Source organism: Microlunatus parietis, assembly GCF_013407955.1.
In the GTDB taxonomy this organism is placed as follows: Bacteria; Actinomycetota; Actinomycetes; order Propionibacteriales; family Propionibacteriaceae; genus Microlunatus; species Microlunatus parietis.
This window is the reverse complement of sequence record NZ_JACCBU010000001.1, coordinates 6,683,050-6,703,028: the sequence shown is the minus strand read 5'-3', so window position 1 is coordinate 6,703,028 and position 19,979 is coordinate 6,683,050. Positions and strand designations below refer to the sequence as shown.

Genomic DNA, 19,979 nt, shown 5'->3' with positions numbered 1-19,979 from the left:
TCAAGGAGCTGACCCCGAATGACCATCGAGAACGCCCCCGAGCCCGTGATCGCCGACCGTACGACCTTCGAGGCCGAACTGGCCGAACTGCGAACCCGGGAGAAGGCCCACACCCGGGCCGGCGACGCCATCGCCGCCGCCCGGCGCCGACTCCCCGTGGTCGAGGTCGACCCCACCACGCCGTTGATCGGCGCCAACGGCCCGGTCCCGCTGATCGACACCTTCGAAGGCCGACACCAGTTGATCACCTATTACTTCATGTGGCACCACGGCCGGCCCGCACCCGAGCAGTGCGAAGGCTGCACCTGGAACAACACCCAGCTCGACGAACTCTCCTATGTCCACTCCCGCGACATCACCTACGCCGTGTTCTGCCAGGGACCGTACGAGGAGAGCCGCCGCTACCACGACTTCATGAACTGGACCATGCCCTGGTACTCCGCCCAGGACTCGCTCGAGACGCTGCTGGTCGGGCGGCAGATCGGCATGATGCACGTGGTCTGCTACCTCCGCCGCGGCGACCGCGTCTTCGAGACCTACTGGACCAACGGCCGTGGCGTCGAGGCCGTCGACATCAACTACCGGCTGATCGACCTCACCATCTTCGGGCGTCAGGAGCCGTGGGAGGACTCGCCAGAAGGTTGGCCCCGCAACCAATGGGAGACCGACCCGAGCGTCGTCGACGTCCACCCCTTCCGTACCAACGGCCGTCCCATCGCCCACTGGTCACGGATCCACGCCGGCCGATCGGACGACCTGTCATGAAGTACGTCCTGCTGATCTGTGACGACGAGATCGATCCGCCCACGACCCAGGAGATGCTCGTCGATCCGGTGCACCAGATCTGGGAGGAGAAGGTCCGCGGCTCCGAGCTGTGGGGTGCCCGACTGCAGCCGACGGTCAACGCGACGACGATCCGGGTCCGCGGCGGGGAGGTGCTCGTCTCCGACGGGCCGTTCGCCGAGACCAAGGACTTCGTCGGCGGCGTGGTCGCCATCGAATGCGACAACCTCGACGACGCCATCGACATCGCGGCCAGCCATCCGTACGCACGCCGCGGGAGCGTCGAGATCCGCCCCGTCTGGGAATGATGACGGCACCGGCGCCGCCGCTACGCAACCGGAAGTTCCTGACCGTCATCGGCGGCGAAGGGCTGTCGATGATCGGAGACGCCGCCTTCGCCATCTCGCTGGCCTGGCTCGTCCTGGAGTCCACCGGTTCCGTCGCCGCCCTGACCGGGGTGCTGCTGGCCCAGACGATCCCGCGGGGCGCGCTGCTCCTGCTGGGCGGGATCGTCACCGACCGGCTCACCCCTCGGGTGGTCATGGCGGCCTGCCATCTTCTCCGCGCCGCTGCCACCGCGGTCACCGCGATCGCCGTAGCCACCGACCAGTGGAGCCTGTGGCACCTGTACGTGCTCGCGGTGTTGATGGGCGTCACCGGAGCCTTCTTCACCCCCGCCTCCGAGTCGGTGCTGCCCCGGTTGATCCGGCCGGCCGACTACGCCCGCGGCAACGCGATCCAGAGCATGACCGAGCAGCTGTCCTTCCTGGCCGGCCCGCTGATCGGAGGCTTGATCACCACGGCCTACGGACCGGGCCCGGCCATGATGGCCAACGCCGTGACGTTCGGCATCGCGACGCTGACCTGCCTCGCCATCCCGGCCGGACGCGCCGAACCCACCCCGGACAAGGGATCGGCGGGTGTGGTGGGCCAGCTGAGGGAAGGCCTCCGCCACGCCTGGCGCAGCCACAGCGTCCGGTTGGTTCTCCTGATCGTCTCCGCAGCGACGCTGAGCTACTCCGGGCTGTTCGCCGTCGGCCTGCCGACCCTCGCACTGTCGCTGGGCGAATCGGCCCTCGGCCTGTCGATCCTCGTCTCGTCCTGGGGCGCCGGCCAACTGATCGGCACCATCGCCGCCGCCATCACCGGCCTCCCCCGGCGCTGGGGAATGTTGATCATCGGGATGACCCTCGCCGAGGGTGTGGTGTTCGTGCTGCTGGGCCAGGTCGGCAGCGTATGGTGGGCAGCAGCGCTCCTCATTCCGCTCGGCATCGGCGTCGCCTACAGCTCCGACGTCGCGCTACCCACGTTCGTCCAGACCACCACGCCGCCACACCTGCTCGCCCGCATCAGCTCCCTGATCGCCCTCCCTCGGGTGATCTTCGAACCGCTCTCCATCGCCCTGATCGGCCTGGTCCTGCAGCAATCCGTGCCGTGGGGCTTCGCCATCGCCGCCCTGCCCGTACTGGTCGCCGGAACGATCTTGGCCGCCGACCGCCGCGCGCGCCGGCTCTCCACCGACGACGCCGGAGCACAACCGGCCGACAGGTCGACTGCCTGACCGGCAGCACGACCGCCCGCCGCGGCGATGAACCGATGATCAAGGACGGCTCCTACAGCGCCTCGCCGGGAGTGTACGGGCGCTCGAGCCGGGTCCCGGCGCTCTGGCCGCCGTCGACCGGCAGCGTCACACCGGTGACGTAGGACGCCGCGTCGGAGCAGAGCCAGAGCACGGCCGCCGCAATGTCGTCGGTCGTCCCGACCCGACCGATCGGGACCGCCGCGGCGGCGGCCTGCTGCGCCGTCGGCCCGGCCGCCCGGAGGTGTTCGGTGAGGATCGGGCCGGGGGCGACCACGTTCACCCGCACTCCTTGCGGGGCGTAGTCGAGGGCCGCCGTCCGGGACATCCCGATGATCCCCGACTTCGCGGCGACGTACGCGGTGAAGTGGCTGATCCCGCCGAGCGCGGCGACCGAGGCCAGGTTGACGATCGCGCCGCCGCCGGAGTCGATCATGGCCGGGATCTGATGGCGCATCCCGAGGAAGGTCCCGGTCAGGTCGACGCCGATCGACCGCTCGAAGTCCGCCGGGGTCAGCTCGGCCAGCAACCGCGGCGGCGGCCCGTCGGCCGCATTGTTGACCGCGACGTCCAGGCGGCCGAACTCCTCCCGTGCCGCCGCGACGGCGTCCCGCGCCGAGTCGTCACGGGTGACGTCGCCGACGACGGCCCGCGCCGCACCACCGGCCGCGACGATCCGATCCGCCACCTCGGCCAGTCGATCGGCCCGCCGGGCCATGATCACGACGGCCGCGCCGGCGGCCGCGAAGGCCTCGGCCAGTGCCGCCCCGATGCCCTGACTCGCCCCGGTGATCAGGGCCACCCTGCCGCTGAACTCTCGCTGCACCGCGCACCTCCTGGAAAGACTCCCCTCACCGTTGCACAGGCCCGGCCTCGCCACATCGACCGGACGGCGACGTCCGACTACGTACTCCGACGTAGTTCCGGGTCGGGGCCGGCAGTGCCGGCTGTCACATCCGGTCGGCCAGCTCCTGGGCGCACTCGACGGCGATGTCCACGGCCTGGGCCGCGAGCGGCGACTGGGTGCGCCCGACCGGCCAGTACAGGTACCAGATACTGATCGGCGACGGCCGCAGCGGATGGAGGGTGAGCCGGTCGTCCGACCAGGCCTCGGATCCGTACACGGCGAGCCAGGGCAGCACCGCCGAACCGATGCCCGCCCGCACCATCGACACGATGGAGTCGTGGCCGGCGGTACGGAACACGATCCTGGGCCGGGCCCCCGAGCCGATCAGCTCCCGCTCCAACCAGCGTTGATGAGCGTTGGCGGGCCACGCGACCAGCGGAGCACCGTCGAGTTGCGCCACCTCGACCGGCCCCTCGGGAAACGTGCCGGCAGCCGCCACCAGCAGGTACGGCTCGTGAAGCAGCTCGGCGTGCTCGACGTCGCCGTCGATCCGGGCGTAGTGGAACAGCAGGTCCAGCTCACCGAGCCGCGGCTCCTCCGGGCCTACCTCGGACAGCCGGATGTCGCAGCCCGGATGCTCGCGCAGCAGCCGGCTCATCACCGCCGGCAGGATGAGCCTGGTCGCGCCCGGGAAGGTGCCGATGTCGATCCGGCCGTTGCCGGCCCGGAAGCGGTCGACGGCGTCCGCGAGCGCCCCTGCCTTGGCGAGCACCTCGCGTCCGTGGGCCAGGATCACCTCGCCGAGCGGCGTGACCCGGACCGGCCGCGGACCTCCGGGCCGGTCGAAGACGGCGCCGCCGACGGCCTTCTCCAGAGCCGCGACCTGCTGGCTGACCGACGACTGGGTGTAACCGAGCCGGTCGGCCGCCCGGCCGAAGGTCCCCTCCTCGGCGATCGCCACCAGGGTTCGCAGGTGACGCAACTCCAGGTCGACCACACCAGGAGCATAGCCAACGACGATCGATTTGATCAGAAATCATCGCTTTTCTGAATGGCTGGCCGCGCCTAGCGTCAGTCCCATGACCATCAAGTCGAATTCCACGGCCGAGCGCATGATCGATGTCGGCACCGCCGAACTCTGTGTCGAGACCTTCGGCGACCCGGACCGGCCGGCCGTGCTGCTGATCGCCGGTGCCGCGTCGTCGATGCTGTCCTGGGCCGACGGTTTCTGCGAACGGCTGGCGAACGCCGGTCACCACGTGATCAGGTACGACCAGCGCGACACCGGCCGGTCCACCTGCGACCCGCCCGGCAAGCCTTCGTACGCCATGCCGGAGCTCGCCTCCGAGACCGTGGCCCTGCTGGACGCGCTCCGCTTGCCGAAGGCCCACCTGTTCGGCATGTCCATGGGCGCCGGCATCACGCAACTGGTCGCCCTCGACCACCCGGAGCGGGTCGCCTCGATCATCCTCACCGGCGGTACGCCCGGCGGTCCCGGCCCGTTCTACGACGACCTGCCGAGGCCGGCCCCGGTGATCATGGCCACGTTCGCCGAGGAACAGGCCGAGCCCGACTGGACCGACCGGGAGGCCGTGATCCGCTGGCTGATCGAGGCCGAGCGCCCGTACGCCGGGTCGGCCGGCTTCGACGACGCGGCCTGGCTCGACCTCGCCTCCCGGACGTACGACCGCGCGGTCAGCATCGCCAGCCTGAACAACCACTTCGTGATGGGCGACGGACCGGAATGGCGGGACCGGCTCGGCTCGGTCCGGGTGCCGACGCTGGTGTTGCACGGGGCCGACGACCCGATGTTCCCCGGGCACGGCGCCTTCCTCGCCCGCGAGATCCCGGGCGCCGAGTTGATCAACCTCGCTGGCGTCGGTCACGAGACGCCGCCGAGGTTCGCCTGGGACCGGGTGGTCGCCGAGATCGGACGCCGCACCGGGGCCTGATCGACGTGAGGTAAGGTCAGCCTGACCTTTGTGACGGGAGAGACCTTCGATGCGCATCCGGTATGCCCTGTTGGCGATCATGCTCGTGCTCGCCAGCGCCTGCCAGTCCACCACCACCGAGGCGCCGGCCGGGCCGCCGGCGGCCGCCTCCGACGCGGGTTTTCCGCGCACGATCAAGCACGCGATGGGCGAGACCGAGATCCCGTCCCGCCCGTTGCGGGTCGTTGCGCTGGACCAGACGTTCGTCGATGCGGTGCTCACCCTGGACACGGAGTTGATCGGCTACACGACGTACCGGGCAATCGAGGGCGGCGAGCTGCCCGACTATCTCGAGCCGGTGCTGGACCAGGCCGGTCAGGCCGTCCCGGTCGGCTCGCTCGAGGAGCCCAATCTGGAGGAGATCGCCAAGCTCGAACCGGATCTCATCCTGTCGGCGAAGGTCCGCCACGAGAAGCTGTACGAGCAGCTGTCGGCGATCGCCCCGACGGTGTTCAGCGAGACCACCGGCGCGCTCTGGAAGGACAACCTCCGGCTCACCGCGACGACGCTCGGCCAGGAGCAGCTGGCCGAGCAGCGGCTGGCCGACTACGACCGGCGGACGAAGGCGATCGGCGCGGCGATCAAGGAGAAGCAGGGCGCGATGCCGGAGATCTCGATCGTCCGGTTCGCCGGCGAGCCGACGATCCGGCTGTACGTCGAGAACTCCTACTCCGGCCTGGTGCTGTCCGACGTCGGCTTCGTCCGGCCACAGGACCAGCCGACCACGCAGGACTCGATCGTGGTCGACGTCAGCCCGGAGAACATTCCCGATCTTGATGCCGAACACATCTTCGTGGCCACCTGGGACGACCCGACGGCCCGCGAGGCGCAAGGCAAGATCATCGCGAATCCCTTGTGGGACAGGCTCAAGGGCACCAAGCACGAGGTGTCCGACCTGATCTGGATGAGCTCGGTCGGCCTGCAGGGCGCGCATGCGATGCTGGACGACGTGGCCAAGATCTTCGAGGTGGATCCGGCCGCCGACGCCCGTTGATCATGGAGTTGGCGGAGACGTTCGCCTGGCGCGGCCGGACCGTGCGCTGGCAGCGGCTCGGGGCCGGGCCGCCGGTCGTGTTCTGCCACGGCACGCCCTGGTCATCCTGGCTCTGGCGTCCGTACGCGGAGGCACTGGCCGCCGAGTTCAGCACGTACCTCTGGGACATGCCCGGGTACGGCAGCTCGTCCAAGCACCCGGAGCACCGGGTGTCGCTGGACGTGCAGGGCGAGCTGCTGGCCGACCTGATCGACTTCTGGGGACTGGACCGGCCGCACGTGGTGGCGCACGACTACGGCGGCGCGGTCTCGCTTCGGGCGACCCAGCTGCACGGCGCCCGATACGCGTCGCTGGCGCTGGTCGACGTGGTCGCCCTGGCGCCGTGGGGATCGCCCTTCTTCCGGCTCGTCGGCGAGCACCCGGACCTCTTCCCGCAACTGCCGCCGTCGGTGCACGAGGGCGCGCTGCGCAGCTATCTGGGCACCGCGAGCCATCACGGGCTGACCCCGGAGCAGGAGTCGGCGCTGGCCGGGCCGTGGCTCGGCGCGGAGGGGCAGGCCGCCTTCTACCGGCAGATCGCCCAGGCCGACCAGTCTTACACCGATGAGATCGAGCCGCGCTACGGCGAACTCGATCTGCCGGTGTCGATCATCTGGGGTGCCCAGGACCGCTGGATCCCGGTCGACCGGGCCCACCGGCTGGCGGAGCTGATCCCGGGCGCCCGGCTCGAGGTGATCGACGGTGCCGACCATCTGATCCAGCTCGACCAGCCGGTCCGGCTGGCGACCAGCCTGCACCGCTGGCTCACCCGGCAACCTTGATCAAGATCGATGATCAGCGGAGTCGGTCGGCCAGCTGCGCCTGGTACAGCGAACCCGGATTGAGCCCGGCCCGGTTGGCACCCTCGATGTGCCCGGCCGGGTGATCGAACGGTCCGTCGCCGGTGATCACGCCGCGACAGCCGATCGCGTAGTTCTGCCCGGTCGGCGGCCGCTGCACGACCAGCTTCTTCCCGGCCATGTCGCAGTTCCAGCCGACCGAGTGCACCGTCGCCCAGCCATGCCCGGTGCCGTAGTCGCCGCGGTTGTAGATGCCGAGCGTGATCGAGGTCGCCGGGTCGACCTCGCGGTGGTTGTCCCAGAGCATGCCCTGGCTCCACCTCCGGTGACCTTCCGAGGCGGCGAGGCTGCCGACCGAGGTGCCGCGCAGGAAGACCAGGCCCGACGCACTGCTGGTGCCGTTGGAGATGAACGCGTGCCTGGCCTTGGTGGCATAACAGTCGCTGAACAGGATCTGCTGCGAATACCCTTCGCTGTTGAAGTTGTAGCGCATTCCGCCGGTGATCACCGACGCCGGGTCCAGCGCCCGGCAGTCGGCGACCGTGACCCGGGTCGTCTCATTGGTCTCCACGCCCGCCTTGGCGAAGTGCAGGAACGTGCAGCCGGTGACCCAGCCGTCCTGCAGCCCGCGCAGCCGGACCGCCACCCAGGCATGATCTTCGTCGGCGTCCGGATCGCCGGCGAATTCGATCATGATCCGAAGGTCCTCCACTCCGGACTCGGTGACCAGCCCGGCCCGGTCCCAGCGGTGCACTGTCGAGGTGGCGAGGGAGCGGTCGAGGTGGTTGTAGACCGGCACGTCGACGGTGATCGACTTCCCGGAGATGCCTGTGACGAAACGGTTGTACGTGATCGGCTGGCTGCCGACCGTCCAGCCCGCGTCGGCTCCGGTCGCACCATGATCGACGGCGGCCAGCCACTCGGCCGTGCACGGGTGGACGATGATCACGTTGTCACCCGGCCGGTACGACGACGAATCCGCCACCGAGAACGTACGGGATCCGACGGGGACCAGGTCGGAGGTCACGTCGGTCCTGGTCCCGGGCACCTCGCCCGCCCACCTGGTGCTGGCGCCGCTGCCGATCACCAGCACGTCCCGGCGCACCGGGGTGTTGCCAGTGGCCCGGATGATCGTGCTGACCGCCGGGTCGTCGCCGTCACCGACCCCGCGCAGCACCACGCCGCTGTACGGGATCCGCAGCGTGCCCGCCACCGGGTAGGTCCCGGCCTCGAGCAGCAGCGCGCCGCGGTGCCCGTCCGGGCCGAGCGGGAGCGCGCCGACCGCATCGATCGCGGCCTGCAGGTGCGCCGTGTTGTCGCCCTCCACCGGCCGCACGGTCGCCACCGTCGGCACCTCGGGCAGGTCGACACCGCCGCCGCGGTAACCGGCATGACTGAAGTCGGGGATCTCGTTGCCGTCGGCGTCGGCCCGATAACTGAGCCGGCCGCGCCCGTCGAGGCGGACCAGCCTGGACTGCCAGCCCGCGGCCTCAGCCGTCGTCGTTCCGAGGATCGACAAGGCCGCCACTCCTCCGCCTGCTGCCAGGAGACGTCGTCGGGTCAGTTCGTTCATGATCACCGCACCTCACCACGTTGTCGAGACGGTCCAGGGGTGCCCTCAGTCTCGTCAGAACCCCAGAGCTCGGGCAAGCGTTTGCCAGGAGTTTCCGGCTCGGGAGTGGTTCGTTCTCGTCGCGTCCAACCATCACTGATGTCGTGATCACGGACGCCCGCGTGTGCGGCTGTTGGTTCCGGATCGTCATCAAGTTCTCGGGGGAATGAGTGCGTTCACGAGTTGTCATCGCCGCGGCTGCCTTCGCCTTCGCGGTGTTCGCCGCGACCCAACCCGCGGCGACCGCCGACACAGCGGCAGCCGATCCACGCGTGCCTGCCGGATATCTCGCAGACGCGAGTGACCCGGCCGTCACCTCTCTCGCCGCGGACTTCGGCCTCACGATCGGTGAGGCCCGGGCCAGGATCGGCTGGCAGGAGGCAGCGATCGAGCTCCATGATCGACTGGTGACCGACGATGCCGAGCACTTCGGTGGCCTCTGGATCGATCAGGCCGACGGCGGCCGGGTCAAGATCGGCGCCGTCGGCGATGCGACGAAGATCAACACCGTCGTCCAGGCGGCCGGAATCGGCAAGATCACCGATGTCGTCCGGGTCCGGAACACCTGGGCGGACCTCAGCGCGGACATGCTCGAACTCGAGCAGACTGTCGCGCAGCTCAACAAGGCCGCGGTCGGCCCGGCGCAAGCCATCACCATGGCGACCAAGCCGAGCGAGAACCGGAACGTCCTCTACGTTCCCGACCAGGTCACCAAACTTCCAGCCGTGGCCGCAGCGCTCGACGGAATCAGATCCCGCAGTGCCGGGCGTCTGATCGTCGACACGAGCGAAACGCCGGTCGTCACCAAGGAAGCGTGCCTGCTCAGTCCTCGCACCTGTGATGCCCCGCTGCGCGGCGGGCTCTACTTCAAGCGCCCGGTCGCCGGTGGCTACTGCTCGACCGCGTTCAATGCGCGGAGCAATTCCGATGGCAAGTGGTACATGATGACCGCAGGACACTGTGGCAACGAGGGCACCGTCTTCGACGTGTATCAGCCCTCGACCGGGCAATGGCACCGGGTCGGACACATGCACGCTCAGCGAGACTTCGTCGACGACGACTACGGAATCGTCACGATCAACAACGTCGCCGGCTGGCGGCCGACCAGATGGGTCCGAGTCTATGGATCCAGCGACACCGTGGCGGACAACAGCTACCCGATCTATGGAACCTCGACCAGCCCCGAAGGCACCCGGGTCTGCCTGTCCGGTGCGAGAACCGGCTCGTCCTGCGGCGATGTCGTCGAGCTGAACTACCGCGGCATCAGCGGTGGCTTGGCACGGGCCCACTACTGCCACGGACCGGGTGACAGCGGTGGCGCGATCTACTCCTACAACAGAGCGCGAGGCATCCACGTCGGGTCCGGCAACGGTGACGACGACGCCTGCCACTGGGGCCTCTTCCAAGGTATCCGGGAAGCAGAACGCAACCTGAACGTGCACGTCTACACGGGCTGAGATCGCACGACTAGGGTTGAGCCCGTGCCTCGGCCTCCGATCCCGATCATCGTGCTCGCCGGATTCCTCGGGTCCGGCAAGACCACCGTGCTGAACCATCTGCTGCGGAACAGTCTGGACGTCCGGATCGGGGTCGTGGTCAACGACTTCGGGGCGATCAACATCGACGCCATGCTGGTTGGCGGGCAGACCGACAGCATGATCACCACCAGCGGCGGCTGCCTCTGCTGCGTCTCCGACGGCGGCGAGATCGCCGGCATGCTGGACCGGCTGGCCGCGCCGTCGGCGAAGATCGACGTGATCGTGATCGAGGCCAGCGGGATCGCCGAACCGGGAGCCATGGTGCAGCTGGTGTTCCAGGCGCTGGACGACCGGATGGCATACGGCGGCCTGGTGGAGGTGGTGGACGCGGCCGCGTTCCCGGAGTCGCGGCTGGAGCACCCGGAGCTGGACCGGCACGTCGAAGTGGCCGACCTGGTGATCGTCAACAAGATCGACCGGATCGACGAGACCGAGCAATCCCTGCGCCGCAAGGAGATCCGGGAGTTGAACCCGATCGCACCGATCCTCTGCACCACAGAGGGCCGGGTCAACCCGGAGCTACTGTACGAACTCGAACTGCGCCCCAACCACCAGCCGACGCTGGCCCTGGCCGACCATGATCACGATCATGACGACCATGATCATCTGCACGACCGGTTCGAATCGGTGAGCTTCGAGACCGAACGGCCGCTGCACCCCCGGCGACTGATGGCGCTGCTCGACGACGACCTGACCGGGGTGTTCCGGATCAAGGGCTTCGCCACGTTCGCCGTGCCCGGTGATCGCCGCCGGTACGTGATCGGCAAGGTCGGTCCGTCACTGCGGATCGACCCGGAACGCCGCGGCGCCGACCGGTCGAGCCAACTCGTCTTGATCGGCGCCGGAATCGACCGGGACCGGCTGACGAAACGGCTCGAGGCCTGCATCGCGACCGACGACGAGGCCGCCGCCCTCACCGAGGACGACCTGATGGGCGTCCTCCGGTTCTCGGGCCAGACCTAGGACGACGTTCCCTGAGCAAGGCGGAAGGGCAAAGCACATCTGACCTTGACCTTCGACAAGCTCAGGGCGCCTTCATGGGCCTGGCACTCGACAGGCTCAGTGCGTGCCGGGCCCGTCGCGGCGCGGCTCGTCGTCGAGCGGGAAGACCGTGTCCCGTTCCTCGGCCGGCTGATCCGGCTGTTCCTGTTGATCTTGCTCCAGCGGGGTCGGCGACGCCTCGGCCTGGCCGTGGTCGGGCCCACCCTCCGGCGGCGTGGCCGGCTGCTCCGCCGCGGGCTGGGCGGGCGGCTTGTAGCCGATCTTGGAGACCAGGCTGTAGAGCACCGGGACCAAGATCAGGGTCAGGATCGTCGAGGAGACCAGGCCGCCGATCACGACCACGGCGAGCGGGCGGGAGATGAAGACGCCGCCGCCGGTCAGGCCGAACGCCATCGGGGTCAGGGCGCAGATGGTCGCCGCGGCGGTCATGATGATCGGCCGCAGCCGGAGCCGGGCACCGTCGACGATCGCCGCCTGCGGCTCGGCACCGCGCTCCCGGTAGGTGTTGATCAAGTCGATCAGCACGATCGCGTTGGTCACCACGATGCCGATCAACATCAACAACCCGACCATCGCGGGTACGCCGAGCGCGGTGTTCGTGGCCAGCAGGCCGACCAGGGCACCGGTCGCCGCGAACGGAATCGACACCAGCAGGATCAGCGGCTGCAGCAGGCTGCGGAACGTCGCCACCATGATGATGAAGACGAGCACGATCGCCAGCAGCATGGCCAGCCCGAGCTGGACGAAGGCCTCCTGCTGCTCGGCCGAGGCGCCGCCCTGCTCCTGGGCGATCCCCGGCGGCAGTTCGACGCCGTTCACCGCGGTCATCAGGGCGGCCGACACCGCGCCGAGGTCGGACCCGGTCGGCGTCGCGGTGATCGTCACCGCGCGCTGGCCGTCGACATGCTTCACCGTGATCGGCGTCTTCTGCTCGACCACCTTGGCGAGGCTGCCGACGGTGATCGCGCCGGCCTTCAGATCGGCCAGGTCCTGTTGCTCCTCGGCCAGCTTCTTCTGGTCATCGGCCAGTTCCTCCTGCAGATCGGCGATCCGCTCCTGCTCGTCGGCGAGTTCCTCCTGATCCTGGGTCTGCTCGTCGCTCTTCTCCTGCTGCTCGTCCATCGCCTCGAGCTGCTCGTCGATCTGCTCGAGCGCCTGCTCGGCCTGCTCGACCGCGGCCTGGAGCTGGGCGATCGCCTGCGCGCGCTGCTCCATCTGCTTCTGCCAGGCGAGTTGCTCCTGGGTCACCGGAAGACCACCCGGACCGGGCGGCTGGCCCGGCGACGGCGGCGCGGGCGGCGGGGGCTCCGGGCTGTTGCGCAGTTCCCGGAGCTGGTCGCGCAGATCGGCCAGCGACTCCTGGGCGTCGTCCCGGGACTCCTCCAGGTCGCGGCGCTGATCCTCGGTCTGCTCCTCGGCCTCCCGCTTGGCCTCGTCGGACTGGTCCTTCTGGGTCTCCTGCAGGTCCTTCTGCCGCTCCTGCAGGTCCTCCTGCCGCTTCTCCAGCGCGTCGGACTTCTTCTCCAGCTCGTCCTGCGCCTTCTCCTGCGCCTTCTGCTGCTGCAACTGCGACACCGGCAGCTTCAGTTGCTCGATGTCCTCCGGCCCTGCGGTGCCCTTGAACGTCCGCAGCACCAGGTCGTGGGTCTCGCCGTCCAGGGTGACCTCGCCGATCGGCGTACCGCGCAGGGCGCCCGCGACCGCGGCGCCGATCTCGGCCTGGGTGAAGCCGTAGTCGGCCGCCTTCTGCTGGTCGACCTGGACCCGGAGCACCGGACGCTGCTCGGAAAGATCGGTGCGTACGTCGGTCAGACCCGGCACCCCGGCCACGGCCGCCTGCACCGCTGCTGCGGCGGCGTCGAGCTGCTTCTGATCATCCCCGGTCAGGGTGACGGTGACGTCGTTCGAGGTGTACGCGGCCGTCGCCGAAGTGACCCTGACCTCGCCGGCGTCCGGGATCGCGGCCAGCTGCTCCCGGATCCGGTCGGTCGCCGCGCCGGCATCGGCCTCGTCGGTCAGGGTGATCGAATAGGTGGCGACGTTCGCCTCGCCCGGCTGGCCGATCGTCGACTGGTAGCTCTTCACGTCCGGGTCGTCGGCGAGCACCTTCTCGATCTTGGCCGCCGACTCGGCGGTCGTTTCGAGCCGGGTGCCGGACGGCAGCTCCTGGTTGATCTGCAGCGCCCGGTCGTCACCGAGCGAGCCGAGGAAGTCGGTCTTCAGCAGCGTCGATGCGCCGAGCGTCCCGAGGAAGATCACGAAGGAGATGATCAAGGTGATCACCGGGTGCCGCAGGGTCCAGTTGAGGACCGGCAGATAACCCTTCTGCAACGGGGTGACCCGCTCCGGGTTCTCCTCTGCCCGGGCCGGCGCCGCGCCCGCCTTCTGCTTGCGGCCGCGGAAGAACCAGAACGCCAGCAGCGGCACGATGGTCAGCGACACCAGCAGCGAGGCGGCCAGCGCGATCGCGACGGTGACCGCGAACGGCCGGAACAACTCGCCGGTGGAGCCGGTGACGAAGGCGACCGGCAGGAACACCGCGATCGTGGTCAGGGTGGACGCGGTGACGGCGCCGGCGACCTCCTTGACCGAGTCGACCACCTGGTCGATCGACAGCCGGCGTCCGCTCATGCCGAGGCTGTGCCGTTTGATGTTCTCGACCACCACGATCGAGTCGTCCACCACCCGGCCGACCGCGACGGTCAGCGCCGCCAGGGTGAACAGGTTGAGCGAGTACTGCCCGATCCACAGACCGACCATCGCGATCAGCAGGGACAGCGGGATCGAGATCGCGGTGATCAGCGTCGACCGCGCGGACAACAGGAAGAGCAAGATCACGATGATCGCGAAGACCAGGCCGAGCCCGCCCTCGACGGCCAGGTCGTGCAGCGACTGCTCGATCATCGGCGCCTGGTCGAACACCGTACTGAACGAGGCGTTGTTGCCGAGCTCGGTCTGCAATCCCGGCAGCGCGGCCTGGACCGCGTGCGAGACCCGTACCGTGTCGGCGTCGGGGGTCTTCATCACCGCGAGACCGAGCGACGGCCGGCCCTCGGCGCGCGCGATCGAGCTGCGGGCGACCGACTGGAGCTTCACCTCGGCGATCTCGCTGAGCCGGACCGGCCCGTCCGACGTCGCGATCGCCAGCTTCTTCACCGCGTCCACCGAACCGGGTGCCGCGCCGACCTCGACCGACAGTTCGGTACCGCCCCGATAGGTAGTGCCGGCCGGCAGCACACTCAGCTGAGCTTCGAGCGTCTGGTTCACCTGCTGGGCGGTCAGTTCATGATCATCAAGCTTCTTCTGGTCCAGCGTGACCGCGAGTTCCTTGGTGTCCTGACCGGACAGCGTCACGTCACGGACGCCGGGCAGCCCCTTCAGGGCGCTCACCGCGACGTCGTCCACCAGCGGCCCGAACTTGTCCAGGGGCAGGTCGGAGGCGACCGCGAGCTGGATCACCGGGATGTCGTCGGTGCTGCCGGCGAACACCTCGGTCGTCACCTGCTCGGGCAGGGTCGACTTCGTCGCCGAGACCGCGGAGTTGATCTCTCCGAGCACCTTGTCGTCGTCCAGCCCGTACTCCCACATCACCGTGATCTGGGACGAGTTCGTGGAGGAGACGGAGTCGACCTGGGTGACGCCGGAGACGTTGCGGACCGCCTGCTCCAGCGGGGCTGCGGCATCGTCGGCGACGATGTCCGGCGCTGCACCCGGGTACTGCACGATCACCACGGCCTGCGGCGCGGTGATGCTGGGCAGCAACTCCTGCTTGAGCGAGGTGGTGGCGATCACGCCGAAGACGATGATCGCCAACGAGATCAGCGCTACGACGAGCCGGTTGATCAAGCTGAGCCGGGTCAGCAGGGCCATGACAGGCGGGTCCTCTCCAACACCTGGGCGGCCCAGGTGAGACGCTCCCCCGAGGCCATGGTCGGCACCCTAGCGGTGACCGCTCGGGTGCTGGCAAAACCCTAATGATCAGGGGCAACCCTGGCCGTGCCCAGGGTCCGCCTCACCCTTTCGGGGGAGGCGGTCAGGCAGCTCCGCCGCGCTCTCCCGGCAGCACCTCGCGCAGCGCCTCGGCGGCGGCCATCACCTCGTCCTGCAACGGCCCGATCTGCTCCAACTCCGGCGGGATCGGACCGGTGAACACGGGCCGTACCTCGAACACGAGATCGAGCAGCCGGTCCCGGGACAGGGTCGCCTGGCGCTGGGTCATCGCCTCGCCGGCCAGCCGCCCGTACTCGGCGACGCGTTCCCGCCAACCGGGGTTCTGCAGCCGGGTCCGATCCTCCTTCATCGCGGCGACGAGCGCGTCCAGAGACTGCTCCAGTCGCAGCAGCTGAGCCTTGCGCTGTTCGACGTCAAGAGTGATCGGAAGGTCCGGCCCGGACTCCTCGTCATCGGATCTGCCGAACAGCCGCTTGAGGAAATTCACCCTTCATTATGACCAGATGCGTCGAGCCGCCGACCCGAGGTTGGGTGCCGTCGGCAATAATCTCCATGGAATAAGCCGATGACAAGGTTTCGATCCATCGGGCACCCTGGTTGGTCGGAACGGCTAGTTCGACTGAGGAGGTGCAGCATGTCGGTCATCGCGACAGCGGCCGGGCCCTTTCGTGCTGCCCCCGGAGTCCTGGTCCTGAACACCGACAACACCGCTCTGCACACGGTGACCCTGAAGCACGCGATCCGGATGCTGGTCCGTGAGGTCGCGGTGGTCGAGCAGGCCCACGAGGACCGCCGGATCGGACCGTACCCGTGGCCGCTGGTGCTGCGGTTGATCCGCTACGTCAAGACCACGTTCCTGTACGCCCGCAGCCCGCTGTGGTCCAAGCGCGGCGTGCTGCGCCGGGACCGGCACACCTGTGCCTACTGCGGCCGCAGGGCGACCACGGTCGACCACCTGATGCCGCAGTCCCGCGGCGGCCGGAACACCTGGCTGAACACGGTCGCGGCCTGCCAGGACTGCAACGCCCGCAAAGGGAACCGGACTCCGGCCGAGGCCGGGATGCTGCTCTCCTGGAAGCCCCGGGTGCCCGGCTGGCGCGAGCACGCGAACGCCTGCTGACGCCTGCTCTCAGGACAGGGCCGGATGGCGCGAGCTGGGCAGCCCGATGGCGACGCCCAGCCGCCCGCCGGCCTCGTCCACCAGCTTGCGGGCCTGGTCGGCGTCGACGCCGCGGGTGATCATCACCGAGGCCGTCTTGACCTCCTGATCGGCCGCGTCCAGGGCCTCCTCGGCCGGGCCGGCGTCGACCTGGGCGATCGTGCTGACCAGCCGGATCGCGCGCTGCCGCAGCTTCGCGTTGGTGGCCTGCATGTCGACCATCAGATTGCCGTACGTGCGGCCGGTGCGGACCATCAGTGCGGTGCTGATCATGTTCAGCACCAGCTTCTGCACCGAGCCCGCGTTGAGTCGGGTGGAGCCGGCCACGACCTCGGGCCCGGCCGGCGCCTCGATCGGGTGATCGGCGTGCTGGGACAGCTCGGCCGGGCTGTTGCAGGACAGCGAGATCGTCACCGCACCGGCGCTCTTGGCGGCCTGCAGCGCGCCGCGGACGTACGGGGTCCGGCCGCTGGCCGCGATGCCGACCACGGTGTCGTCCGGGGTCGGCTTCAGGGCCGTGATATCGGCGGCACCGGCGGCGGAATCGTCCTCGGCGCCCTCGATCGAGTCGACCAGCGCGGTCCGTCCGCCGGCGATCACCCCGACCACCCGGCCGGGGTCGGTGTGGAACGTGGGCGGGCACTCCGAGGCGTCCAGTACGCCGAGCCGGCCGGAGGTGCCGGCCCCGACGTAGATCAGCCGGCCGCCGGCCGCGAAGCCGGGTTCGGCGGCCGAGATCGCCGCGTCGATCTGATCGCCGGCCGCGGCGACCGCCCTCGGCACCGCGAAGGCCGCCTCGGTCATCGTGTCCACGATCTCGGCCACACTCATCTCGTCCAGGCGACCGAACCGCCGGTCGTACGCCTCGGTCCCGAGACCCTCGAGACGTGGCCGGTCCGGAGGTGGCGTCATCTCTCTCCTCGTTGGTCCTGCACGGCCCAAAACGCTTGGTGCGGTATTTACCCGCACAGTCGACCTTGGGTAATTTCTCTACCTGTAGCCCGCATCGTAACCGGAAAGGTCACCGATGGCCGACATATCCCGCAAGCAGCCCCGACCCGGTCCCGCCGACCCGTCCGGCCCATCCAGCCTGTCCGGCACGTCCGTCACCAGTGGCGCGGACCGGCTGATCCTAGACCCGGGGCTGTTGGGCGGTGACGGCCCGGTCGGTCTGATCACGAACTTCACCGGTGTGCGCCGCGACCTGCGGCCGATCGCCGGCGGGCTGCTCGAGGCGGGGATCGAGCTGACCTCGCTGTTCGGGCCGGAGCACGGGCTGCTCGGCACGGCGCAGGCCGGCTTCGTCGAGGCCGGTGATCATGATCCGGTGACCGGACTTCCCTTGTACGACACGTACCGGACGACGCCGGAGCAGCAAGATCAACTCATCGAGAAGTCGGGCGTGTCGACCCTGCTGTTCGACCTGCAGGACATCGGGGTGCGCTACTACACCTACATCTGGACGATGTTCGACCTGATGCAGGCGGCCGGCCGGGCCGGGCGCCGGTTCGTCGTCCTGGACCGGCCCAACCCGCTGACCGGGCTGGTCTCCGCGGGCCCGTTGCTGGAGCCCGGCCAGGAGAGCTTCATCGGCCGGGTGCCGATACCGTTGCGGCACGGGCTGACCGTCGGCGAGCTCGCCGATCAGCTCAACCGGACCGCCGTCGCGGACCGGCTCGGGCAGCCGATCGACCTGGATGTGATCACCGCTGACGGCTGGAGCCGGGAGCTCTGGTACGACGAGACCGGGTGGGCCTGGGTACCGCCGTCGCCGAACATCCCGACCCTGGACACGGCGATCTGCTATGCCGGTACGGGCTTGTTCGAGGGCACCAACCTGACCGAGGGCCGGGGCACCACCCGGCCGTTCGAGACCCTCGGTGCCCCGTTCTGTGATCACCGACTGGCCGACGCGGTGACCGAGCGCGGCCTGCCCGGCGTGCTGGTCCGAGCCACCTCGTTCGTCCCCACGTTCCACAAGTTCGTCGACCAGACCTGCCACGGCGTCGCCCTGCACGTGATCGACCGGGAGGCGTTCGACCCGCTCCGGACCAGCCTGGTGATCATGGAGGTCGCCGGGGAGCTCTACCCCGAGTTCGGGGTTCGGGAGGACGGCGACACCGGCATCGACATCCCCGGCGCCCGGGGCTTCGCCCTGGACAAGCTCTGGGGCTCCCCCGCCCTCCGCGAGGCGATCGCCGCCCGCTCCCCCTTGGAGCCCCTGCTCCCGCCCTCGACCCACCCCACCGCCTGGATCGCCACCCCCGACCTCCTCCGCTACTGACAACCCGCCGACCCGTCACAAAAGCAGGCGTTTGGGCGGCGTGTCGCTGCGCTTGTGACCGGTCGGCGCGGAGGAGCGGGCCCGGTGTCGAGCACTCGCAGCGCCCAGCCTGTCGCGATTTCTCTTGTGGTCGCGCACTCCCGGCTTCTGAAGCGCTTTATCACTTCATGCGAAGAGAAATCGCGACACTCCGGAGGTGAAGATCAGGTCGACGGTCCGCCCGTTCGCGCCGCCGTCGACCGGAACGTCGATCCAGGCGGCGTCACCGGGCGGCGCACAGTCGGTGCGCACCGTACTGCCGCCGCCGTACGACCGCACCTCGAAACGGGGGTCGCCGATCAGCACCCGCTCGATGCAACGGCCCGGCGCGCGGGACCCTGCAAAAGCCGCAGCCCATCCCGATCGGCAGCCTCCGGCGCAGGAACGCCGGCCGCCACCCGGCCGGCTGCCAGCTGCGGGCGGCCCCCGGCACCCCAGCCCGCCCCCGGCCTCTCGCCGACCGGTCACTTCTGCAGCGACACGCCGACAAAACGCCTGCTTTTGTGACCGGTCGGCGGGTTGGGGGGGTTAGGGCTTCTCCCAGACGGAGATGTGCTTGGTGCTGTCGGCAGTGAAGGCGGAGCGGTCCCAGTCGGACCAGCGGTGCTTCAGGCGCATCCCGGCGATCCGGGCCATCAGGTCCATCTCGGCCGGCCAGGCGTAGCGGAACGGGATCCGGTAGAACCGACCCTTGCCGTCCGGGGTCACGGTGACGTGGTTCGAGCTGAACTGCTGGGTGACCACGTCGTACTGGTCGAAGCCGACGTAGCCGCCGCCTTCGGCGCTCGGGGCGACGGTGAACGGGACCGTGTCCTGGCCCGGCGGCAGCCGGCGCAGATCGGGTACGCCCACCTCGATCAGGAACAGGCCGCCCGGCCGCAGGTGTGCGGCGGCATTGCGGAACACGTCGACCTGGCCGTCCTGGGTCGTCACGTTGCTGATCGTGTTGAAGACCAGGTACGCCAGCGAGAACTCGCCGGGCACCCGGGTGGAGGTCATGTCGCCGATCGTCACGGCGACCCGGTCCCCACCCGGCTTCGTCGCGACCCGCTCGGCCATCGCCCGGCTCAACTCGATCCCGCTCACCGCCACGCCGCGGGAGGCCAGCGGGGCGGCGATCCGGCCGGTGCCGACGGCGAACTCCAGGGCCGGTCCGCCGGTCGCCAGGTCCTCAAGCAGGTCGACCGCCGGGGTGATCGCCGCCGGATCGTTCGCACCGCCCGGGCTGTCGTAGTTCGTCGCCACACTCTCCGGGAACCAGCCGTCGGCCGCATCGTCGCCCGGCCGGAGGATCGCCGCCAGTCCGTCGTCCGCCACATTAGTCATGATCACGACGCTAGTGATCAACCCGGCGGACCGCC

At 69.4% G+C, this 19,979-nt stretch carries 19 protein-coding genes; 10 read left to right on the top strand and 9 right to left on the bottom strand.

The features are described from left to right. Positions 1-18: 18 nt before the first annotated feature. The 3 genes from BKA15_RS32240 to BKA15_RS32230 are packed head-to-tail and all read left to right on the top strand — an operon-like array spanning position 19 to position 2,344. Positions 19-765, top strand: a complete 747-nt coding sequence (locus tag BKA15_RS32240; protein ID WP_179757732.1) for a DUF899 family protein — start codon at positions 19-21, stop codon at positions 763-765. Beyond that, positions 762-1,091, top strand: a complete 330-nt coding sequence (locus BKA15_RS32235; RefSeq protein ID WP_179757731.1) for a YciI family protein — start codon at positions 762-764, stop codon at positions 1,089-1,091. The genes BKA15_RS32240 and BKA15_RS32235 overlap by 4 nt, the downstream gene beginning before the upstream one ends. Beyond that, on the top strand, positions 1,088-2,344 hold the full coding sequence (locus BKA15_RS32230) for an MFS transporter (RefSeq protein WP_218871669.1): 1,257 nt from the start codon (positions 1,088-1,090) through the stop codon (positions 2,342-2,344). The genes BKA15_RS32235 and BKA15_RS32230 overlap by 4 nt, the downstream gene beginning before the upstream one ends. A gap of 52 nt (positions 2,345-2,396) precedes the next feature. On the opposite strand, the gene BKA15_RS32225 is transcribed toward BKA15_RS32230, so the two are convergent. Both BKA15_RS32225 and BKA15_RS32220 read right to left on the bottom strand, forming a co-directional pair. Next, positions 2,397-3,188: an SDR family NAD(P)-dependent oxidoreductase gene (locus tag BKA15_RS32225; protein ID WP_179757730.1), complete on the bottom strand. Its 792-nt coding sequence runs from the start codon at positions 3,186-3,188 to the stop codon at positions 2,397-2,399. A gap of 124 nt (positions 3,189-3,312) precedes the next feature. Then, complete coding sequence (locus BKA15_RS32220) at positions 3,313-4,206, bottom strand: LysR family transcriptional regulator (RefSeq protein WP_179757729.1); 894 nt, start codon at positions 4,204-4,206, stop codon at positions 3,313-3,315. Between the two features lie 82 nt (positions 4,207-4,288). Here BKA15_RS32220 and BKA15_RS32215 point away from each other — a divergent pair, with 82 nt between their 5' ends. From BKA15_RS32215 to BKA15_RS32205, 3 genes are read left to right on the top strand one after another with little or no spacing between them, the layout of a single operon-like run. Further along, a complete protein-coding gene (locus BKA15_RS32215; protein ID WP_246322470.1) occupies positions 4,289-5,161 on the top strand; it encodes an alpha/beta fold hydrolase in 873 nt (290 codons plus the stop codon). A gap of 49 nt (positions 5,162-5,210) precedes the next feature. Further along, on the top strand, positions 5,211-6,194 hold the full coding sequence (locus BKA15_RS32210) for an ABC transporter substrate-binding protein (RefSeq protein WP_179757728.1): 984 nt from the start codon (positions 5,211-5,213) through the stop codon (positions 6,192-6,194). A 2-nt stretch (positions 6,195-6,196) separates the two neighbouring features. Beyond that, on the top strand, positions 6,197-7,015 hold the full coding sequence (locus BKA15_RS32205; RefSeq protein WP_179758835.1) for an alpha/beta fold hydrolase: 819 nt from the start codon (positions 6,197-6,199) through the stop codon (positions 7,013-7,015). Between the two features lie 13 nt (positions 7,016-7,028). On the opposite strand, the gene BKA15_RS32200 is transcribed toward BKA15_RS32205, so the two are convergent. Beyond that, positions 7,029-8,552 (bottom strand): pectate lyase family protein, encoded by a 1,524-nt coding sequence (locus BKA15_RS32200; protein WP_179757727.1) that lies wholly within the window; start codon positions 8,550-8,552, stop codon positions 7,029-7,031. 269 nt (positions 8,553-8,821) lie between these two features. After that, positions 8,822-9,292: a hypothetical protein gene (locus BKA15_RS32195; protein WP_179757726.1), complete on the bottom strand. Its 471-nt coding sequence runs from the start codon at positions 9,290-9,292 to the stop codon at positions 8,822-8,824. Between BKA15_RS32195 and BKA15_RS32190 the strand changes: the two genes are divergently transcribed. Then, a complete protein-coding gene (locus BKA15_RS32190) occupies positions 9,233-10,102 on the top strand; it encodes a S1 family peptidase (RefSeq protein WP_179757725.1) in 870 nt (289 codons plus the stop codon). The genes BKA15_RS32195 and BKA15_RS32190 overlap by 60 nt on opposite strands. A gap of 24 nt (positions 10,103-10,126) precedes the next feature. After that, the gene (locus BKA15_RS37115) at positions 10,127-11,146 is read left to right on the top strand and encodes a CobW family GTP-binding protein (protein ID WP_179757724.1); all 1,020 of its coding nucleotides are present in this window, start codon (positions 10,127-10,129) and stop codon (positions 11,144-11,146) included. 96 nt (positions 11,147-11,242) lie between these two features. On the opposite strand, the gene BKA15_RS32180 is transcribed toward BKA15_RS37115, so the two are convergent. Together BKA15_RS32180 and BKA15_RS32175 are read right to left on the bottom strand one after the other, a co-directional pair. Continuing rightward, positions 11,243-15,055, bottom strand: a complete 3,813-nt coding sequence (locus BKA15_RS32180) for an efflux RND transporter permease subunit (protein ID WP_179757723.1) — start codon at positions 15,053-15,055, stop codon at positions 11,243-11,245. Positions 15,056-15,218: 163 nt separating this feature from the next. Continuing rightward, positions 15,219-15,623 (bottom strand): hypothetical protein, encoded by a 405-nt coding sequence (locus BKA15_RS32175; protein WP_179757722.1) that lies wholly within the window; start codon positions 15,621-15,623, stop codon positions 15,219-15,221. A 147-nt stretch (positions 15,624-15,770) separates the two neighbouring features. Between BKA15_RS32175 and BKA15_RS32170 the strand changes: the two genes are divergently transcribed. After that, complete coding sequence (locus tag BKA15_RS32170) at positions 15,771-16,256, top strand: HNH endonuclease (RefSeq protein WP_179757721.1); 486 nt, start codon at positions 15,771-15,773, stop codon at positions 16,254-16,256. Positions 16,257-16,265: 9 nt separating this feature from the next. On the opposite strand, the gene murQ is transcribed toward BKA15_RS32170, so the two are convergent. Then, on the bottom strand, positions 16,266-17,207 hold the full coding sequence (gene murQ, locus BKA15_RS32165; RefSeq protein WP_179757720.1) for an N-acetylmuramic acid 6-phosphate etherase: 942 nt from the start codon (positions 17,205-17,207) through the stop codon (positions 16,266-16,268). 115 nt (positions 17,208-17,322) lie between these two features. Between murQ and BKA15_RS32160 the strand changes: the two genes are divergently transcribed. Further along, positions 17,323-18,579 (top strand): exo-beta-N-acetylmuramidase NamZ family protein, encoded by a 1,257-nt coding sequence (locus BKA15_RS32160; protein WP_179757719.1) that lies wholly within the window; start codon positions 17,323-17,325, stop codon positions 18,577-18,579. 165 nt (positions 18,580-18,744) lie between these two features. On the opposite strand, the gene BKA15_RS32155 is transcribed toward BKA15_RS32160, so the two are convergent. Both BKA15_RS32155 and BKA15_RS32150 read right to left on the bottom strand, forming a co-directional pair. Then, entirely contained in the window at positions 18,745-18,924 is a 180-nt protein-coding gene (locus BKA15_RS32155; RefSeq protein ID WP_179757718.1) for a hypothetical protein, read from the bottom strand. Positions 18,925-19,146: 222 nt separating this feature from the next. Then, complete coding sequence (locus tag BKA15_RS32150) at positions 19,147-19,944, bottom strand: class I SAM-dependent DNA methyltransferase (protein ID WP_179757717.1); 798 nt, start codon at positions 19,942-19,944, stop codon at positions 19,147-19,149. Between the last annotated feature and the right edge of the window lie 35 nt (positions 19,945-19,979).